Genomic DNA, 21,029 nt, shown 5'->3' with positions numbered 1-21,029 from the left:
TAAACAGGCGAGCCATGATGTTTGCTCATCGACACGCAGCGAGTCCATCCTTGGATGCTCGACCGCCCCGTCCGTGGGGCGGACGGTCGTCTCGCTAATCATCATGGCTCACCTGTTTAGCAGCGGCGTAATCTGTTGTTTTTAAAGAAATACAGAACAGTTTGAGGACAATTTCAATTTAGTTTTTTTTGCTAACTTAGCAATTCATGAGTAACTTCACTTATGAAAAATCACCTAATTTACTGCCTAATTCCGATGATTCAGATCACTATTTAACGTATCTATATCTGAGACATTTTCTGATAGTGTTCAGGATAACCCGTGATTTCGAATAATAACCTTAAACCTTCTCTAAACGCCTCATAATCAAACTCTTTAAAATCAATAATATTCTGACCAAGTGAGTGTGATTCTCGGTTTATATATCGAATGAAAGCCTGATACTTCACTTCTTGAAGCTCTTGTTTTTGCATTACGTTGCTCAAATCTGATTTCTGCACAAAGTTAAAGAAGTATTCAACTACGTTTCTCATACAGTTTGCAATCAAAGCAGCAGGTTGATCCTTGTCATTAATCACTGACCAGTATGATTGATAGTCATTCTGTACTTCTTCATACTTCATCGTTTCAATCGTTGTGCCTTTCGTATTTTTAGATAATCGATACAGCGATTGGTTTTTTGCTCTGCGGTTGTGATTTGAATCAACAAGTTCATAAAAGAAGTAAAGACTGTGCGTGAGGACAAAAACTTGCTCCACGCCGTCAGCATTGAAGAAATCGTTCTTTATGAGCTGCCCGATATTGTAAACAAAGATATGAGACAAGCTTGAAACTGGATCGTCAATTACCGCAATTTTTTTTACGTGTGCCTCATCAGCCGTTTGTTTACCTTTAAACAATTCTCGGAAGTACAAAAAGCTAATAATCATCTTTTCACCCTCGGACAACGACAAAAAGATTGGTTCCTCTGTTCCAGTTCTTACAAGTCGATATAGGGCTTTTTCGTGCTTCTCAATATGAAAATCAGTAATCCCAATATCAACAAGGCCTTTATTGATATTTTTAATCGAATCGTCAATGTTAACTGTTTGTTTTTGTTGCTCGGTTCGTTCAGCTTCGAGTTGAACTATCTCAGTATCGACATTTTCCTTATCTGCTTTCCACTTGATTATTTTGTCATTACTGTCTTTTTTGCTTGATTCATACCCTTTGATGGTCTGATCGTATTCCCAACGAACGATTTTCCAAAACTCGTCTTTAATACGTTTCAATTCTTGCGTTGAATTAGCAATTTTTTGGTTGTGAATGCCGATGCTGGCATTAACAGCATCCACATGTTTATTAAAAGAGGCAACGTGCTCACTAAGTTCTTCCAACTCAACTTTCAGGCTTGGCGTTTGCTCTTTTTTCTGAACTTTGAGTAAATTGGATTTTAATGTTCCAGCAATTGACGCATAAGACTCTGTCATTTCTGCAAGGAACTCGATAGAAAAAGGCGATGTCTTGTAGATTTCTAAATCAGTAAGAGAATCAACTATCTTTTGGTATTTGGTAAGTATTTTGCCTATATTCTGCTTACTTTCTTCATACGTCTCATCAAAGTAGTCTTTGATCTGCGCGATTAACTCAGGCGTAATCGTCTTAGACTGGCAAAACGGACACGTTTCATCTTCAATATCATCAAGGTACTGCAAACCATCACTAACCCAGTCAGAGTTTTTCAACTGATTAATCAGTTTTGCGATTGGGCTATCTTCATTACCAATCACTATTTCTTTGAGTAGTTCTAATTCCTCTGGTAAAAGCTCTGACAATGAAATCTTTGGTAAGACGTTGTAAGTATTGGCCTTATCACCATCAATTGCAATAACTTCCTCTTTAAGCTGTTCAATCGTTTTAACTGGTTTAACGGTTGGCAAAGGGACAGAAACAAGATGATCGAACAGAACGGTTTTGTCCCCCATTAACCGTTCAAGGCAAAATTTCAGAACGCGATCACCACCAGAGTAGTTCGTCTTTATTTCCCAGGCCTTTTTTTCTGCCGTATCTTTCGCTTTCTTCAAAGCACCAATTTCTTTGTCAATGTCAGCTTGGTAGCACTTGCTTTTTTCACTCAGTTGGTCAATATCTTTACCAAGCTGCTCTACCTTTTCCTTAGCTTCTTTGTTCTCCTTGGATAGGCTAAAAATACCATTAATAGAATCTTTGGAATAAAAGTTATCTTGAATAAACTTCTGATTATAAACAAGAACCTTACACCCATCGTTTCTGTAAGAACAGTCTTTATATTTAGGATCATCGGGCGCATAAAAGTAGTTTGAGAATGTACTTTTTCCAGTACCATTTAAGCCATAAATGATGTTTACTTTTTTATCTGTATTGAGAGTTGTTGTGTTTCGATAACTTGCTACATCACCAAGGTTTATTTGTGTAATCATATTCTGCCTATACCAACTGGAAATTGAACTTATTAGTTATGTTGATTTGAAACAACCATTGATGTGCCACAAATATCATATCCACTTTTAGATTGAGAAAAAGTATGTCAAATAACGGCTCAGTAATGCGGTAAATTAATTAGGTGTAAATTAAAAAGGGAAAAAGCTTTTCGCAGAATTAACCGCGTCATGGTTAGCTAAGATTGCCATCAATAAAGCAGTGCTCTTAACGGCATAACTATCATCCTAACTAACCGTCCCTATCCCACCTTACCTATCTGACTAAATAGGCTCAAACCAATCAACTCAACTATTCTCGGCATATGGTTATACGGCGAAGTGCAAATATGCCCAGTAGCGAAAGGATTAATAGGGATAAACTGCCACCGCCGCTATAACCTTGTTTATGTTCTATGGTCGCAATATGTTCTTCTTTCACACGGGTTTTAAAGCGGGCTAATTCGGCGTCTAAATTAGTGATCATATCGTTTACCGCTAGATCAAAGCCTTCGGCGGATTTTTCACGTAACACATTGGTGACGCTCACTGCGGTTGACGTGTCGGTAAGTTGGTTAATACCAGGCGCCCTAAACAACATTTTTTGGCTACGCATATCAAATACCGCAGTGTCGACAAAGGTTTGAATCGCGTTTTCATTGCCGGGCACCATATACATGCCGACTATGGTCCAATACAGCAGTGAAGCCTTATTCTCGCTGCTTTGTAACAGTTGATCGTAAGACACCAGTGCCATCACATCGACATCGTGTAAGCGGGCAACCTGCTGCAAGGTGCTAAAACCTTTGCCATTTTTAAGGTAAGTGCTGGGAATTAATTCGATACGGTCAATAAAGTCGTATTTCACAAAAGACTGTTTCACTTTATCCAGCAAGGCGATTTGTGAGCTGCTATCGAGGGCTTCAGATTGCCAATGGGAGGAAGGTAAAAAGGCGATGCCGACCGTGATGGGAAGACGTAACACGGGAATACTGGGCTGCTGCGCCTCACGCTGTTTATCGTCGGGATAGAGATATTCAACCAGACTGCTGGAAACCACGTTTTTTTCGGTGGTGTTACCGTTAAAAAAAGCACTGCAACCACTAAGCAAGATGCTAATCGATGCCAGCGCGCCTACAAGCGCTATGAATTTTGTTTTCATCTGTTTCCCTACCGTATCCTTACTGCACACAGGCCCATGCAACCCGTGCATATTGCCGCTACCTTAGCGAGTCACTGCTGTAAAAACAAGCCGTTAACTTCACATATCGCGCTTTTGTTTGGCTTTTTAGAGGCTTAGAAACAAGCAAGCCGCATCGAAATGCGGCTTTGGCTTTGATAACGACATAAATAACATCACAAACTAATCATAATGATTATGCTGCAACCACATGCCGCTGTGCGCGAAGTGGGTGTAAACGATTATGCATTACTTTAATAGTTTCGAACTGCACCATAGTTTTAGCACCGGATAACACACATTCAGGCGATAGCAACATCACTAGCGCCGATTGTAAGGTGTTTTCGACGACTAACACTAATGCACGTTGTTTTTGGCATTTAAGCTCAAAGACTTTACCTACATCACTGTAAACGCATACATCGCTGGTATCAAAAAACCAAGATTTAGGCATTTGGGGAGTCAGCATAAAATGGGCCGCTGTCGCATTAAGGGCAATTTGCACTATTGCGGCATCGGTTAGGGATAAGTTTTTTGGCAACTTGTCGAGTAAGCTCATATAGAATTTGGCGTGCGCGATATTAAATTCCATGCTTGATAAGGCATCAGGAATTAATGATTTCGCTTTATAAGCCGTCAGAAATTCTATCTCGGAACCTAACGAAACGCCTAATACACCATACGAATCGTTATATTTCCAGTGCCAATCCTTTTGTGGCAATAATAACATAACGTTTACCTACTATTTGAACACTGCCACATCATAGTAGATATTTTATGCAATATCAAAATAAAAATAATAAAATACAAATTAATTAACAATTACTTAGAAGATCTATTTAGAGATCATAACCGCGATCTGATGATCGTTTTAGATCGCGGTTATGATAAAAGATCTTGTTTTAGATCCTTAGTGAGATGTAAAGATCATTATTTTAAGCGATAAGCTTCAACTATCTCTTTAATTAACTTTGGACCTTGATAAATAAAACCAGAGTAAATCTGAACCATTGTCGCACCGGCATCAAATTTTGCTAAGGCATCTTCAGCACTATTAATCCCTCCCACACCAATAATTGGAAGTTTTCCCTGTAAAGAAGTCGCCAATTGTTTAATCACTTTTGTTGACAGTTCTGTTAAAGGTTTACCGCTTAAACCACCGCTTTCATTAGCATTGGTAAGCCCGCTAACACCGTCACGAGTTAAGGTTGTATTGGTCGCAATTGCACCATCAAACTGATTTTTAATTAATGCTTGAGCAATATTTTCAATTTCTTCTGTGGTTAAATCGGGAGCAATTTTAAGGGCTATTGGTACATATTTTTTATGTTTCTCAGCTAGCTCAAGTTGCTTGGTTTTTAATGCGCTTAATAATTCATCTAATAGATCGCCATATTGCAACGATCGTAATCCCGGCGTATTGGGTGATGAAATATTCACCGCAATATAGGCGGCATAAGGATAAACTTTATCCATGCAGATCAAATAATCGTCTTTCCCCTGCTCTACTGGCGTGTCTTTATTTTTACCTATATTGACCCCAACCATGATATCGGTTTTCTTTGCGATCAAATTTTTGACCAGATTATCGACACCTTTGTTATTAAAGCCCATGCGATTGATAATCGCCTTGGCGGGTTTTAATCTAAATAAACGGGGTAGATCATTACCGGGCTGTGGTCTTGGAGTAACAGTTCCCACTTCCACATGACCAAATCCCATCGCATGAAAAGCATCGATCGACTCACCATCTTTATCCATACCTGCGGCTAAACCCACAGGATTTGGAAACGTCAGCCCCATAAAACTCACTGGCGCAGGAGCAATATGCTGAGCATAAAAAGCATTCAGAGGGCTATTACCTGTCATTCTCAGGCTACCAATGGCTAAATTATGCGCTCGCTCAGGATCCATCTGAAACATGACTTTCTGTGCGATTTTATAAAACATGTACTTTCCTCGACCTAAAAAAAGCCCCGGCGATCGCCAGGGCTTCTGATTGTTATAAAAGTTTACTTTTGCCCTTCGCAGTGAAGGATCAGAAGGTTAAGTTCACGTAGGGCGACAGAGAACTTAGCAAACTCATGGCTTTGCGACGTTTTAAAGTCAGCTAGCATATGGAACCATCTTTCCAGTAAGGCTTGATTAGTATCAATCCACTGGGAAATCACGCTCTGTGCGTTACAGGTTGCACTGCACGTTCTTAAAACCACTGACGTTAACGCACGTTGCTGCCAATCCAGCTCTTCCCTAAAGGCTGCACGGGCCAGTGCTTGCCAATGGTTAGTAACTGGTTGCGCACTGATCTGTTCTAGGAACCAGTGCAGCTCAACACGGGCACCGAGTTTGAAATAAGTCTCGGCAACAAGCGCAACTGTCTTCTCTTCTGTCTGCGCAATTTGCGCAATATCAAGTGTAGAGAACAGTGTGCTCATATTAGCAACGGTAGAGGCAACATCCTGAGGCACATTCTCTTTAATCAGAGCATTGATCTCAGCTTGGATACCTGCCGCTTCTTCTTCGACTAAGTATGAATGAACATTCGCTTTGAGTTGTTCAAATACAGGTTTGAAGAAGGCAACAGTTTGCTCAATGCTCCAACTACGGTTACGGTGACGCAGGAACCAGCGGCATGCACGACGCATATTACGACGTAACTGGTGCAACATTTCACCTTGAACCACAGCAGGTACAATACCGTTTAAGTCAGTGATTGATTTAGTTAGTTCAGCTAAACCAAAGACTTCGCGAGCCATAGTGTAACAAATCGCCGCATCGGCAACTGAGGCACCTGTCTCATCTTGCATACGTTGAACAAAGTTCAGCCCCATGTCGTTGACCAACTCGTTGGCCAGCGATGTAGCAATGATTTCACCGCGCAATGGGTGCGTAACCATTTTATGACTGTACAGTTCCTGAAGTTTTTTCGGGAAGTATGCAATCAACAATTGGCTCAACAATGTATCTTCAGTGATTTCAGGGGTGAGTAACTGCTCTTTCAGCACCATCTTAGCGTAAGCCACCAGCACTGATAGCTCTGGACGCGTTAATGCACGGCCATTAGCTAGACGTTCTGCCAGTTCTTCTTCCGAAGGTAAGAATTCTAACGCACGGTCTAACTTGCCTTCTTTCTCCAGATACTGGATAAAGCGAATTTGCTCTTTTAGTTGTTCTGCACCACGGACTTGAGTCACCGAAATCGTGCGAGTTTGGTCTTTACAGTCTTGTAGAACAATTTGACCCACTTCTTCGGTCATCTCTTCCAGTAAACGGTTACGTTGCTTGAGTGTCAATTCACCCTCAGCCACTAACGCGTTTAACAGAATCTTGATGTTTACTTCGTTGTCAGAACAATCTACACCACCTACGTTATCCACGAAGTCAGTGTTGATACGACCGCCGTTGGCCGCGTACTCAATACGACCTAATTGGGTACAACCTAAGTTACCACCCTCGCCCACGATCTTGGCGCGCAGTTCACGACCATTGACGCGCAGTGCATCGTTAGCGCGGTCGCCGACTTCAGCATTGGTTTCGCGGGAAGACTTAACGTAAGTACCGATGCCACCGTTCCAAATCAGATCGACTGGCATTTTCAGCAGCTCTTTCATCAACTCGGTTGGTGTCATCGACGCCTTTTCAGTTTCCAGCATTTGCTTCATTTCAGCAGATAATGGAATCGACTTAGATGAACGCAGGAAGATGCCGCCACCTTTAGAGATCAGTTTGCTGTTGTAGTCTTCCCAGCTTGAACGTGGCAGTGCGAACAAACGGGCACGCTCTTCATAACTGGCGGCAGCATCTGGATTTGGATCGATAAAGATATGCATATGGTTGAATGCAGCCACAAGTTTTGTGTGCTTAGACAACAACATACCGTTACCAAATACGTCACCCGCCATATCGCCGATACCTAAACAGGTAAAGTCGGTAGTTTGGCAATCGATACCCACTTCGCGGAAATGGCGCTTAACAGATTCCCAGCCACCTTTAGCCGTGATACCCATTTTCTTATGGTCGTAACCGTTACTACCACCCGATGCGAACGCATCACCTAACCAGAAATTGTATTCTTGGGAAATGGCGTTAGCGATATCAGAGAAGGTCGCAGTGCCTTTATCCGCAGCCACAACGAGATATGGATCATCCTCATCATGACGCACCACATCTACTGGATGTACGATTTCACCGTTAACGATGTTGTCAGTAATATCGAGCAGTGCACGAATAAAGATGCGGTAGCACTCTTGGCCTTCAGTGAAGAACGCCTCACGGCCCCCTTCAGTTGGCAGCTGCTTACAAACGAAACCACCTTTTGCCCCTACAGGGACAATAACGGTGTTTTTCACTTGCTGTGCTTTCACTAAGCCAAGCACTTCGGTACGGAAGTCTTCACGACGGTCAGACCAACGCAAACCACCACGAGCCACTTTACCACCACGTAAATGCACACCTTCAACCCGTGGCGAATAAACGAAAATTTCGAATTTCGGTAGTGGGCGTGGCATTTCAGGGATCATCGAAGGCATAAACTTGAAGGAGATATAGCTCTTCGGTTCACCCTTAGCATCTAATTGATAGAAGTTTGTCCGCAGCGTAGCGTTAATCAGATCGAGGTAACGACGGATAATACGGTCATCATCTAAGCTCGATACTTCGTCTAAACGTAGGTTGATCTGCTCCATAAACTTGCCCAATGTGCGGGTTTTCAGTTTTGGATTGAACTTACGGATAAACATTTTTACCAACAAATCAGCGATTTGTGGATAACGACCGAAGGTTTCTTCAATATAGGCTTGGCTGAATGTCGCATCGATTTGACGCATGTATTTAGCGTAAGCACGCAGTACGGATACTTCACGGCCCGTTAAACCTGACGCCAGAATGATACGGTTAAAACCGTCGTCTTCTAATTTCTTTTGCCACACTTGAGACAGTGCCGTTTGGAATCTGTCTTGGCTATCGGCGATATTGTCAGTATTGGCGACTTTGACCGTCATTAAGAAGTCTAAGATCCAGAAGGTTGAACCGTCTGAGGTCGTCACTTCATAAGGGCGCTCGTTGATCACGCGCAGACCAAAGTTTTCCAGCATTGGCAGTACGTCAGAAAGATGGATTGGTTCATCTTTATGGAACAGTTTTAAACGCACTTTGTTGTCGTTCAGCGCAGCTTCCTGCGGTTGATAGAACAACATGCCTAACTTGTGTTCGTCATCTAGCGCTTCAAGCTGTTGCATATCCACAACGGCCGAACTTGGCAATACATCTTCTTTATAGCTTTGTTCGAAGGCGTTAGCGTAACGCTTCATCAGATGAGTACCGGCTTCTTCACCTAAGGCGTTGTTTAGCGCAGTATTTAACTTATCTTCCCAAGAACGTGCCGCTTCAATTAAATTGTTCTCTATGGCAGCCACATCTACATCCATATTATTGTTATCAACTTTGACAATGTAGTGAGTACGGGCCAGGGTTGACTCGGAGAAATACGTCGTAAACTCTACATCTTCTTTGCTGTTGAAATGCTGGGCCAGAATACGCTGGGTATCTTGGCGAAGTTTAGTGTTGTAACGATCTTTAGAAACATACACTAAACAGGATAAGAAACGCCCGAAACCATCTTTACGAACAAAGAGTTTCAGTTTATCCCTGTCTTGCATCTCGAGCACACCGTGCGCTGTGTGTGCTAAATCTTCCACATTGGCTTGAATTAGCTCATCGCGCGGTAAGTTTTCGAGAATGTTCAGTAGGGCTTTATAATCGTGAGAACGTGGCGTTAAACCTGAGCGATCTAATACACGTTGAACTTTTTCGTTCAGCAGCGGGATCTCACGTGGGCTGCGGTTATACACGTTTGAAGCGTATAAACCGATGAATCTGTCTTCACCAACCACATTGCCTTTTTTGTCGAAGCGTTTGATACCGATATAGTCAACATAGGCTGGACGGTGCACACGGCTCTTGGCGCTGCTCTTCGTCAGGATCAACAAACTGTGATCTAAGGCTTCTTTACGCGCACTATCAGAAAAACTTGATAGTAACAAACCTTGCTCTGGTTGAGCCTTATGGTGCTTGTTCATTAAGCCTAAACTCGAGGCCATATTCGGCACCAACTCAACATCCCCTTCAACACGTTTTAAATCGTATTGACGGTAGCCCAGTAAGGTAAAATGATGATTATTAAGATAAGTTAGGAAGTTAATCGCTTCTTCTAACTCTTGCTTCTCACCGGGGAATGGACGCTTAGGCAGGTCTTTAATAGTCTCACTCAGCTTAGCTGACATGGCTTCCCAGTCATTAACTGATGCGGCGACATCGCCAAGCACTGATTGGATTTCACGCTCAAGGGCTTTGATATCCGCGCTACTGTTTTGACGATCGATTTCAATCAGGAAAACCGCCACCTGCTCAGTGCTGTCAGGGCTTTGCTTCAAGTAGGTTACTTTAGTGACTTCTTGCGCTGAACGCTCAATCGCCAGCGGAGTGTGTAACATCATATGGGCCGTAATACCCATGCGATTCAATGCCATACCAACAGAATCAACCAAGAATGGCATATCAGGTTGGATGACTTCAATGATCGAATGGGTCGATTGCCAGCCGTGTTTAGACTGACTTGGGTTGAATACTCTGAGGTGAGTTTCCCCTTTCGGGGTTTTATTCAGTGCATTCCATAAACTGAGAACGGCACCGTACAGATCGCTGTCATTACGCGCATTGAGGTCGTCTTTCGACATGTGGGCATAAAGGCAGGTCGCGAACTGTTCAACTTGCTTGGCTTGTGAATTAGGGACTTTAGCGTGAATTAAACTGACTACATTTTCAAGTAGTACTGAAGGCATTGCATCTTTCAAGGCCATGTTGCTGTTTCCTTAAGCGTCTATGGCAGCGCTTTTTTTCATTATTTGGATGCTTCGGCTTAACAATCTGAGAAAAGCGAGTGTGATCTAGATCGTCGCGCGAAGTTTATTACTAAATCCTCTGTATTTCGAGGAAAATTTTAGTGGTACATCCTCTTGAAATCCAGTCGCCACGCGATTAAAGCACACAAAATGACCAAACAATCGTAAAAACAGACTATCTATGCAAAAGAAAATGGGGAGTTAAACTCCCCATTCATTGATACTACTTAGCTTGTCGCCAAAACACTGCCGACAACGCTGGCAAGATAATTATTGCCCCCAACATATTTACCACAAACATGAAAGTAAGCAGGATCCCCATATCCATTTGGAACTTTAGCGCCGAGAAAAACCAAGTGCTTACCCCAATCGCCAAGGTTAAGCCGGTGAATATCACTGCACTGCCCCGCTCGACTAAGGCTTCATAGTAGGCTTGTTGAACTGGCATCCCATTCGACAACTTGGACGACATGGTCGACAGGATATAGATACCATAGTCGACCCCGATGCCGACACCAAGGGCGATAACGGGTAAGGTACTAACAGCTAAGCCAATATTGAGCTGAGTCATCAACGCTTGCGCCAGTGTCGAGACCACATAAAGTGGAATAATCACCGCTACCGTTGCCTTAAATGACTTAAAGCTGATAAGGCAAAGTACAAATACTGCGCCATACACATAGATCATCATAGGTAATTGGGCTTCAGCAACGGCTTCATTGGTTGCGGCCATCACTCCCACTGGGCCAGAGGCTAGCTTAAATTGCAGCTTATCATTATTCATTTTGGCCGCGACCGCTTTCACCTTGGCAACCACAGTCTCAATGGTTTCTGCTTTATGATCCTGCATAAATAAATACACTGGCATCACCGAGCAATCACCATTTAACAAGCCTGACGTCGTAGGAATTTGACCAATCGCCTGCACTAAACTCGCCGTTGTACGCGGCAACACTTCCCATCTTGGATTGCCTTCGTTAAAACCTGCGTTTACCTTTTTCGCCACGGATGCCAAGCTAACGGTTGACTCAACGCCAGGAGTATTACGTACCAACCACTCAAACTCATCAATCTGGGTCAATACATCGTGATAGGTACAGGCTTCTGGAGTAGCTTCAACTATCACAGTCATTACATCCGTGGTGATAGAGAAGTGGTCGGTAATAAAGAAAGTATCTAGGTTATAACGTGAATCTTGGTGCAGAGCAGGCGCGCCGCCTTGTAGATCACCAATTTTCATCTGGTTTGCCTGTTGCAGCCCCAAAAAATACAAGGCTATCGTTGCCACTATCACTACCATCGCATATTTAGGCGTAGCAAATTTTGCTAGGTAGCGCCAAATCGCCTCGGCACGCACTTCATCCGATGATGGCCCGGCACCTTGTGGCGCAACTTTGAGCTCAGTAAAGGAAATCACTAGCGGTAACAGGATAAGGTTAGTGAAAATAATCACACCGACACCTAAGGATGCCGAAATCGCTAGCTCTCTAATAATACCAATATCAATGGAGAGTAACGTAATAAAACCCACTGTATCAGACAGTAATGCTACGCCACCGGGGACGAGTAAGCTACGAAACGCCGAAGCCGAGGCCGCCTTGGTCGTTTGTCCATCCATTACCCGACGTCTTACCGCGTTAATAATCTGTACACCGTGACTAACACCAATCGCAAACACCAGAAATGGCACCAGAATCGACATCGGATCGAGACCGAAACCAATTACCGTTAATAAACCGAGCTGCCAGATCACCGCAGTTAAGCTACAGACGAGAGGGAATATTGTCAGAATAATCGATTTAGAAAACAGATAAACCATTACAGCCGTAACGAAAATGGCTATCACAAAAAACAGCAATACGCCTTTGGCGCCATCGGCCACGTCCCCCGCCATCTTGGCAAAACCAATGATATGGATTTTCACCTTGTCGGTTTCATACTTACCGCGAAGCTCCTTCTCCAGCTGAGCGGCAAAGGCGATGGTATCTAAGGGTTTACCCGTTTGTGGATCAAAGTCCATCAACTGGGCCGACACCATAGCAGCACTGTAATCATTGGCAATCAAACGTCCTACAATGCCTGCTTTTTCGATGTTATCGCGCACCGTATTCAAACCCGCTTCAGTGGTCGTAAAATCGGCGGGGATCACAGGGCCGCCAGCAAAACCATCTTCGACAACCTCAGTAAAACGAGTCGAAGGTGAAAACAAGGACTTCACCTGCGAGCGGTCAACACCGGGAATAAAAAATAGCTGATCATGGACATTTTTAAGGGTATCAAAAAAGTTAGGGTTAAAAATATTGCCGCTGGTGTCTTCCACCGCCACCATAATACTATTGGCGCCACCAAAATCTTTTTGGTGTTTGAGGTAGGTTTGCATATAGCTATGATTGAGCGGAATATTTTTAATGAATGCCGCATCCATTTTTAATTGGCTTGCCTGGTAGCCCAAAAAAAACGTCAGCAAAATAAAAATGCTCACCACCCAAGCGCGGTTGCGGAATAAAAATGACTCAAATCCGTTGACCAGTTTTTCTAACATCTTATCGGCCCTGTTATTGTTGTTTTATAATTTATGGCTTCAGAGTGAGTAGCCCTTGGCTACCCGATAACCACACATTCCCTTGGTTATCTTTGGCAATTGAAACTAAGTTTTCCCCTTGGCGACGAGTGACAATACTCGAACTATCATCCTTATTTAACTGGATAACCACGCCAGCATTTCCCACTAGATAAAGGCTAGTGTCCGAGCTAACCATGGCGCCGTTGATGGATGATTTAACTGGCATCTCAATCTCATCCCATTGGCCAAGACTCAAATCCGCCTTAAAAACATGCCCCCTAAGCCCCATTACGTAGACTGAATCCTGCAATTGGATAGCATTGAACATAGAGCCATCGTAATCAAACCCTGTGCGGGTAAAGGTTTGGCCTTTATCAGCCGACACCGCCACTAAACCAAGCTCTCCGACTAATAATAAGCGGCCATCATTAAGCTCAATCATCCGATTAAAATGTGGCAATAATGAAGCGCGCTCGGTCAGATAAGCGTCTTGGTCGCTATTTTTTAACTCAGCTAAATAGGACACATCTTCTTCGGCCAGTAACTCTTCATGGAATTCCTCAGCCCAATTTGCGCCACCATCACGGGTGCGATAGAAAAGCCCGTAGGCACCAATCGCTATGCCCTCTTGTTCATTTAAAAACAACACATCAAGGAAAGGCTTTTCAATTTCAGTCGACTGCATTTGTAACGACCAAGTTTGGCCGCCATCTTGAGTGTGCAAAATGGTGGCATCGTGACCGACAGCCCAACCGAGTTTTTCAGTTAAAAAGAAAACCTTTGTTAACTGAACCGAAGTTTGCGTCGGGACTTGTTGCCATTTGTCATTGAACACTAACACATGACCACGCTCACCCACGGCAACCAAATGCTGTCCAGCGTGTGCAATATCGAGCACTAAAGAAGATGCGGCCAACGGCTGGATTTGTGGAAAACGCTCTGGCACAGCAGAAAACAACGGGGAAGAAAATAAACAACCAACACTTATCGCAGCGACACATTGAAGGATGCGAAACGACATACAAACTTCCTTAAACTAATGAGGGGCGCTTAGCGCCCCTTTTACCGTGGCTGATTAACGAATACCTTCACGACGCAGCGCATCTGGGGTGAAGTTCGCTTCACTCAGTTTGGCATCGAAATTATACATACCGCTCTGGTTGTCTAAGCCCATAGCTAAGTAACGACGGGACTGCAAATCATGGAACACTTCTAAGGTATCCCACTGGGTAGGTACTTCGTAATAGTTCAAACCATGGGCAACCGCCACACGATAAAGTTCATTACGGTTGTCATACAGATCGGCAATCGATACCTGCCAAGAGTCTTCATCAAGATACATCACGCGGGTTTTATAGATATGGCGCATACCGTCTTTCAGTGTCGCCTTAACTTCCCACACGCGGTGTTTTTCCCAACGGACGAACTCAGGATTGATATGACCGGGTTTTAAAATCTGATCATATTTCAGCTTATCTGAATGCAATTTGTAGTCGTTGTAAGGAATATAGATTTCTTTCTTGCCCACAAGCTCCCAGTTGTAGCGCACGGGTGAGCCGTTAAACATGTCGAAATCGTCAGTGGTGCGCAGACCATCGGATACGGTACCCGGTGTATCAAAGGCAACGTTTGGTGCTTTACGCACGCGGCGCTGACCTGTGTTATAGGTCCATGCCTGGCGCGGTAAAGCTTCTTGATCCATGGTTTCTTTAACTAGCAGCGCAGTACCCGCTAAACGTGCAGGTTGAGTCACTACTTGTTTAAAATAAAACAAGGTGTTGCTCGCTTTTAACTGATCTAAAGTAATCTCAGGACGAGAATATTCGAAACGGATTTCCTCGGCAGTTTCCACTAAGGTGAAACTACCATCAGCTGTCGGTGCCGCTTGGCTACGTGAGGTTTCAACATCCACACCACGGAAGCGTAGAATATGGTTCCAAATCGCTTCTAAACCGTTAGCCGGAATAGGGAATGGAATACCAATCGATGCACCCGAAATACCATTACCTTGCGCCACCAATTCGGCACGGGTCGCATTGGCTTTGGTCGCATCGTAAACAAATTGCGGTACGGAAGCACTACGACGAGTCTTGTACACATTCATCTTGTAAGTATCAGGATAAAGCTCAAATAATTTCATCTGACCTGGGGTCAAAAAATCTTTATATTGCGCTTTGTTTGCATTGGTAATGGTAAATTCAATCTTATCTTCAGGAAAAGGATCAGGATGATGCATCCCCTTAGTGTAACCCGCTACTGGCTTAGTAATACCACCATCCCATGCGGGGATAGAACCATCAGCATTTCCAGCCTTTTCAGCACCTAATGGGGTTAATTCGTTACCCAGTTTTGCGGCCTCGACTTCGGATACTTTAGCCATCGCTGCTGGTGCTACAAGTGCCATAATGACCGCACTTGCCAATATCGACAGTTTCTTCATTGTTATAGTCCTTTAGATCGAATACTTGATATTGAATGAAATATAATCACGATCTGCCATCGCGTTGGTTGTACCTACACCACCAAAGAAGTTGTTGTAGGACAGATCGGCCCCCCAACGGTTTTGGTATTCAAAGTTCAGACCCAAAGCGACTGACTTGCGTCCCTCAGTGAAGAGGAACATAGGATCTGGTGTAATACCATCAACATCGTGCGAGAAAATCATCCTTGGAGACATGTTTACACCCGCAAACAAGTTGTTGAACTCAGCTTTAGCTACAAGGCGATATCCCCATGCGAAATCGGTTGGGAATGGGTTTGTTTCAGGGCCGTTATGCAACGCTTGAATAATGCCTGGCATATCAGGATTACCGCCAGAACGCGCCGTTCCCGGACCATTTAAGCGCAATTCATCAAACCCAGGCATATCATGGATCCACACCCCGCCAACTTCAGCTAACATCGTCAGGTTATCTAGGCCCAATGTAGGACCAAATAGGTGAGTGAAAGTGACTTGCGCCTGAGTCGTATCTAAGCGGATAAAGCCGTCAACGGTATCACCAGGCTTTACTCCATCAATTTGTGAAATACCGTCGAAATCGGGGCGAATACCGGCATTTGCTAACTGCTGAGGCATACCTGCGAACAGTAGTTCTACGTCATCAATTTGCAGTGGTTCATCTTGGCGGTGGGCAATTTCAGCACCGACTGAAGTATCGCCTAGTGAAGTGTTAAAACTGAAGCCATAAAGCTTGATGTCTTCAGGGTACACAATTTGCGCTTTAGAGAAACTCTTTAAGCTGAGCAGTAATTCGCGGTTGATATCACCCGCATTTTGCCCCAGAACCGCTAAGTCAGATAGCAGTGCACCAGTGCTAAAATCGGCGGCTGTACCGCTGATCAGCGGACGGCGGCTATGGTAGTTCATAAAATAGAAACCAAACTCGGTATCGCCCAATTCAGGCGCGTAATACCCCAATTTGACACCATATTGGCCATCATTACTTGGCTCTTGTTCATCTTGCACTAAAGTGACTTTAGTAGGATAAGCTAATGCCATCGCGACGAGCTGTTGCGTTGGAATTGTCTGACCACTGGCAATCATCCCTGCTAGACGTTGATATTCCTGCATCACAAAGTCTAAGTTGATATCAGGGTTGGCGTTAAAACCTAACTGTGCGTTTTGATTGTAGCCACCAAAGCCAGCAAAATCGTTAGTCGCAAAAATTGAACCGGGCGTTGGCACCCAAATAGGTTCCCAATCATATTGATAGAAAGCTTCTACCGATAAGTTTTCTGTGATCCCAAGAGAAGCCCACACCATGCCCTGAGGTCTAAAGGCTTCTTTCAGTTCTGCACCGGGAGCATTAAGGATGTTCAAATCAACAGGGTTAATCTCACCAATACCATGGGCGATAAGAGTACTTTCCCCCCAAGAAACCACTTGGTTACCTAAACGGATAGAGAGTGGATTGGCACCGTCATTTAAATCAAAATTCGCATAAACAAAGGCATCTAACAGACGGATGTCCTTACATTGCACTTCTGAAGCACGATTATCCTCACAAGGATCGAATTCTTTGCCTGTTATCGGATCATTGAAGTCATAGTTACCATCGTTTAATTTACGATCGTAAAAATACATGCCACGAGCAAACAGACCATAATTCTCATACTTCAGGGACAGCTCATGTAATCCTTTAACGATCTCAGAAGTAGTATCACCTTGAGAATAAAGCAAATTACTTAAATCGTTATTGCTTGAATAGGAACCTGGCTGTGCCCAAATCTCAGCAGATGTGTATTTAGTATTGCCAAACGCAGTATAATTCGACCAATCAAATTGTGGCTGGTTAACTTTACCAATTTGTCCATCCCAATCGCGCTCACCGACACGCCAACTGGCACCCGCGGTCCACGTTGAGTCAAACGTGCCTTGTACCTCCCCCCAATCGAACGCAACCGCATTAACATTCGATATCATCAACAAACTCAATGCCGACGCCACCCCCAAAGCAAGCGCCGACTTGTTAAAACTTTTTTTAACAATTTTCATTTTAGCTCTCCGTACCCTGCTGGATTCTTTGTTTTAGGAATTACAACCAACATCTTGTTAGCTCACAGGTAACATCATTGTTACAGCAATTAATCCCTATGAGCAAGGCACAGTTAGAGAAAATTTTCTAAAGAATTAAGCACGTAGACACATTTATGTCATCGAGTACAAAGATGGGATTTAAATTAGTAAAGCAGAAGATTGGAATACTGAGGCAAAACAAGATAAAAAATCATAAATTTCATTAACATAATCACAAAGAAATTATCATGTTTTATTAATTGTAATTAGTCGACCGTTTAAAGTAATTACTCTAAGATAAAATCAACAATTTGTTTCTACAACCGCTCCAATGACACAAATTGACCTTTATCGTCGAGCACGAGTTTAAACTGCCCATGAATACCATTTTCAGTTAAAAAACGCCTAAAATGTCGCCCGCTAATCCAAATGATCCGCCCTTGACGTTCACGCACTTCAACTTTATCTGCCAGCCCTTGATAGTAAGGTAAAAAATCTTGATAGCTAAGGGTTAACTTAAAATACAATTCCATATTGATAAGGGCAGCAAAATGCTGCCCTCCTCCTCTAATTAACCTGAACTCGGGGTAACGAGTGTCGAAAAACCTAAATTTAATAAACTAAATCAATGCTATAAATGATTATTTTGAAACGAAAAATCTATTATCTGGCTGAATGCGCAGATTTGTGCGCATATCAGGGCGCTCTGTCGTATGCCATAGCGAGCGATGGTGAGACAGAGCAACGCAGAAAGGCCCGAAAAGATGCCTATTCAGCGGCTCTGCTTATCTCGAGCTCAGGTTAATGACGACTTCGCTAACGCTTTGGACACTTTTTCGAATAAATCCTTAGAGAGTCCAGGTAAGTCTAATAAACGCGTTAAACAGGCCTTAATCTTACGCTGACGTGTTTCATCGAATTTACTGAATTGGATGAGCGGTGTCACCATTCTGGCGGCAACTTGTGGGTTAAGCTGATTTAAGTTGATAAGGCACTCAGTTAAAAACTCATAACCTCTGCCATCGGCGCGGTGGAATTGATAAATATTTCCAGCGGCAAAACTACCAATAAGCGAACGTACCCGATTTGGATTACTCATACTAAAACTCGCGTGTTGTTGTAATTGACGTAATTTATCAATCACATCATCGCTATCATGAGTCGCCTGTAACATAAACCATTTATCCATCACTAGCGGGGTATCACGCCAGCGCGTCTCAAACTGAGCCATTAACTGGTCACGGCAAGTTAAAGAGCCAACATTGGCTGCCGTTAATGCGCCAAGCGAATCCGTCATATTACAAGCCTTAGCAAACTGCTCTACCACAAAGGTTTCGGCATCATTGCTAACTCGGCTAAGCCAATTTAGACATTGGTTTTTAAGGGCGCGGGCTTTAGTGCAATCCAAATTAACTAATGAGCGATAAAGTGCCGTTAATTCATCTTCGCAGTAAGCAGCAAGCTCGGTGAGCACAAATTCACGCGCGAGCGCTAACGCATCAAGGTCAACAGTATCAGTTTGCTCAATCAAAGCGGAAGCCGATGGAATCGCTAAAATCTCAGCCATTAATGCCTGATCGAGTTTCTCATCGAGTAAAGCACCTTTAAAACTATCCTTCACTCTTTCATCTAAGGTCATCGTCTGATGTTGCTGTAAATGTTCAACATTTTGCCAAATTGCTTGGCTAACGAGAGTAACGGATGCCTCCCAACGCGCCACTTCACTCGAAGCAAAACGCATCAAATTAACAAGTTGGTCAACTTCGAAGGGATAGTGCAATTTAACTGGCGCAGAGAAATCTTGCAGCAATGACGCCACAGGTTTATGGCGGAGTCCTTCAAAAGTAAATACTTGTTCGGCGTCAGTAAAACTGATCACTTGGTTGACCAGTGATAGTCCCTTATCGTCCAACAGCTCCAGACTAAAAGGAATATGCAGCGGCGAGGTGCAGCCTGTAAGAGTCTGTTTAAGTGTTAACTGATAACGCCCTGATGCAGCATCGAAACTGTCGCTTGCGGTTACTACCGGCGTACCTGCTTGGCTATACCAGAGGCGGAATTGGGTTAAATCGATACCACTGGCATCTTCCATCGCCGCAACAAAATCATCGCAGGTCACAGCTTGGCCATCGTGGCGTTTAAAGTATAACTTCATCCCCGCTTGGAAACGGGCTTCACCAAGCAAAGTGTGCATCATGCGAATAACTTCGGCGCCCTTGTTATACACTGTCACCGTATAAAAGTTATTCATCTCAATCACGGACTCTGGACGAATTGGATGTGCCATTGGGCCTGAGTCTTCAGCGAACTGCTGGTTTTTGATGACTTTAATGGCGTGAATTCGATTTACAGCGCGCGAACCTAAATCCGAACTAAACTCTTGGTCGCGAAAAACTGTTAAGCCTTCTTTGAGACTTAATTGGAACCAATCACGGCAAGTGACACGGTTGCCCGTCCAGTTATGGAAATATTCATGGCCGACAACGGATTCAATACCATGGTAATCCTCATCAGTCGCAGTCAAAGTATCGGCGAGGACATATTTGGTATTAAAGATATTTAAGCCTTTATTTTCCATCGCCCCCATATTGAAAAAGTCGACGGCAACGATCATGTAGATATCTAAATCGTATTCAAGGTCAAAACGGGACTCATCCCAAGCCATAGACTTTTTAAGGGATGCCATAGCATGGTGCGCCTTATGCAAATTCCCTTTATCAACAAAAACCTGTAGCACCACTTTGCGCTGACTGCGGGTAATAAACTCATCCTGTAACAGATCAAAATCACCTGCCACGAGGGCAAAAAGATAGGCCGGCTTGGGGAAAGGGTCCTGCCAACGTACATAATGGCGTCCGCCATCGAGCTCACCTTTGTCAATCAAATTGCCGTTACTGAGCAGGAACGGGAACGCCAGCTTGTCGGCTTCAATACGTACAGTATATTTAGCCAATACGTCAGGACGGTCGAGGAAGTAAGTGATACGTCTAAAGCCTTCAGCTTCACACTGGGTGCAATAGGCACCGTCAGACATATAAAGCCCTTCGAGGCTTGAGTTGGCTTCAGGATCCAGTTGGGTGATGATGGTCAGCTCAAACTCATTTAGGGTCGTTTCGATTGTCAACTGTCCTTCACCAACTTGATACGCTACCTGTTGACCATCAATCGCCACGCTGACTAAGGTTAATCCTTCACCATCAAGCACTAAAGGATTAGCGTGGGAAGAGCTACGTTTAACCTTGCTAATAGCCTTAACAACGGTATTTTTACCGTTAAGATTAACATCTAAGTCGATGGATTCAATCGTGAACTGGGGAGCTTGGTAGTCTTTAAGGTATTTTGCTTGAACTTGTGTCATTTCGTTCCCTTTAACACTGATTTAAATAAGAAAAACGCGCCATAAGCGCGTTTTAAGGTAAGGTAAACAGACGTAACT

At 43.7% G+C, this 21,029-nt stretch carries 11 protein-coding genes; all 11 read right to left on the bottom strand.

What is annotated here, in order from left to right; translation table 11 throughout:
* Positions 1-281 precede the first annotated feature (281 nt).
* Positions 282-2,438, bottom strand: a complete 2,157-nt coding sequence (locus L976_RS02870) for an AAA family ATPase (protein ID WP_047533994.1) — start codon at positions 2,436-2,438, stop codon at positions 282-284.
* A gap of 310 nt (positions 2,439-2,748) precedes the next feature.
* Positions 2,749-3,597 (bottom strand): rhombotarget lipoprotein, encoded by an 849-nt coding sequence (gene rhlP, locus L976_RS02865; RefSeq protein ID WP_047533992.1) that lies wholly within the window; start codon positions 3,595-3,597, stop codon positions 2,749-2,751.
* A 214-nt stretch (positions 3,598-3,811) separates the two neighbouring features.
* Positions 3,812-4,345, bottom strand: a complete 534-nt coding sequence (locus tag L976_RS02860; protein ID WP_037419319.1) for a cell division protein ZapC — start codon at positions 4,343-4,345, stop codon at positions 3,812-3,814.
* A 200-nt stretch (positions 4,346-4,545) separates the two neighbouring features.
* Entirely contained in the window at positions 4,546-5,565 is a 1,020-nt protein-coding gene (gene pyrD, locus L976_RS02855; RefSeq protein ID WP_047533991.1) for a quinone-dependent dihydroorotate dehydrogenase, read from the bottom strand.
* 62 nt (positions 5,566-5,627) lie between these two features.
* On the bottom strand, positions 5,628-10,472 hold the full coding sequence (locus L976_RS02850) for an NAD-glutamate dehydrogenase (RefSeq protein ID WP_037419313.1): 4,845 nt from the start codon (positions 10,470-10,472) through the stop codon (positions 5,628-5,630).
* A 265-nt stretch (positions 10,473-10,737) separates the two neighbouring features.
* Positions 10,738-13,056 carry an efflux RND transporter permease subunit gene (locus L976_RS02845; protein WP_047533990.1) on the bottom strand — a complete coding sequence of 773 codons (2,319 nt, stop codon included), beginning with the start codon at positions 13,054-13,056 and terminating at the stop codon, positions 10,738-10,740.
* A 31-nt stretch (positions 13,057-13,087) separates the two neighbouring features.
* Complete coding sequence (locus L976_RS02840; protein WP_047533989.1) at positions 13,088-14,098, bottom strand: WD40/YVTN/BNR-like repeat-containing protein; 1,011 nt, start codon at positions 14,096-14,098, stop codon at positions 13,088-13,090.
* A 54-nt stretch (positions 14,099-14,152) separates the two neighbouring features.
* Positions 14,153-15,517 carry a DUF1329 domain-containing protein gene (locus L976_RS02835; protein WP_037419306.1) on the bottom strand — a complete coding sequence of 455 codons (1,365 nt, stop codon included), beginning with the start codon at positions 15,515-15,517 and terminating at the stop codon, positions 14,153-14,155.
* 12 nt (positions 15,518-15,529) lie between these two features.
* Positions 15,530-17,572, bottom strand: a complete 2,043-nt coding sequence (locus L976_RS02830; RefSeq protein WP_037426466.1) for a DUF1302 domain-containing protein — start codon at positions 17,570-17,572, stop codon at positions 15,530-15,532.
* Positions 17,573-17,910: 338 nt separating this feature from the next.
* Complete coding sequence (locus tag L976_RS02825; RefSeq protein ID WP_047533986.1) at positions 17,911-18,126, bottom strand: DUF2835 domain-containing protein; 216 nt, start codon at positions 18,124-18,126, stop codon at positions 17,911-17,913.
* A gap of 263 nt (positions 18,127-18,389) precedes the next feature.
* Complete coding sequence (gene pepN, locus L976_RS02820; RefSeq protein ID WP_047533984.1) at positions 18,390-20,951, bottom strand: aminopeptidase N; 2,562 nt, start codon at positions 20,949-20,951, stop codon at positions 18,390-18,392.
* Positions 20,952-21,029 lie beyond the last annotated feature (78 nt).

Source organism: Shewanella sp. ZOR0012 (assembly GCF_000798835.1).
Taxonomy (GTDB): domain Bacteria; phylum Pseudomonadota; class Gammaproteobacteria; order Enterobacterales; family Shewanellaceae; genus Shewanella; species Shewanella xiamenensis.
Note: the sequence above shows the minus strand (reverse complement) of the source record. Positions and strands in the feature narration are given on the sequence as shown.

Coding starts and splice junctions, on each gene's coding strand:
- L976_RS02870 (WP_047533994.1), bottom strand. CDS start 2,438: ATGATTACACAAATAAACCTTGGTGATGTAGCAAGTTATCGAAACACA.
- pyrD (WP_047533991.1), bottom strand. CDS start 5,565: ATGTTTTATAAAATCGCACAGAAAGTCATGTTTCAGATGGATCCTGAG.
- rhlP (WP_047533992.1), bottom strand. CDS start 3,597: ATGAAAACAAAATTCATAGCGCTTGTAGGCGCGCTGGCATCGATTAGC.
- L976_RS02840 (WP_047533989.1), bottom strand. CDS start 14,098: ATGTCGTTTCGCATCCTTCAATGTGTCGCTGCGATAAGTGTTGGTTGT.
- L976_RS02830 (WP_037426466.1), bottom strand. CDS start 17,572: ATGAAAATTGTTAAAAAAAGTTTTAACAAGTCGGCGCTTGCTTTGGGG.
- pepN (WP_047533984.1), bottom strand. CDS start 20,951: ATGACACAAGTTCAAGCAAAATACCTTAAAGACTACCAAGCTCCCCAG.
- L976_RS02825 (WP_047533986.1), bottom strand. CDS start 18,126: ATGGAATTGTATTTTAAGTTAACCCTTAGCTATCAAGATTTTTTACCT.
- L976_RS02860 (WP_037419319.1), bottom strand. CDS start 4,345: ATGTTATTATTGCCACAAAAGGATTGGCACTGGAAATATAACGATTCG.
- L976_RS02835 (WP_037419306.1), bottom strand. CDS start 15,517: ATGAAGAAACTGTCGATATTGGCAAGTGCGGTCATTATGGCACTTGTA.
- L976_RS02850 (WP_037419313.1), bottom strand. CDS start 10,472: ATGGCCTTGAAAGATGCAATGCCTTCAGTACTACTTGAAAATGTAGTC.
- L976_RS02845 (WP_047533990.1), bottom strand. CDS start 13,056: ATGTTAGAAAAACTGGTCAACGGATTTGAGTCATTTTTATTCCGCAAC.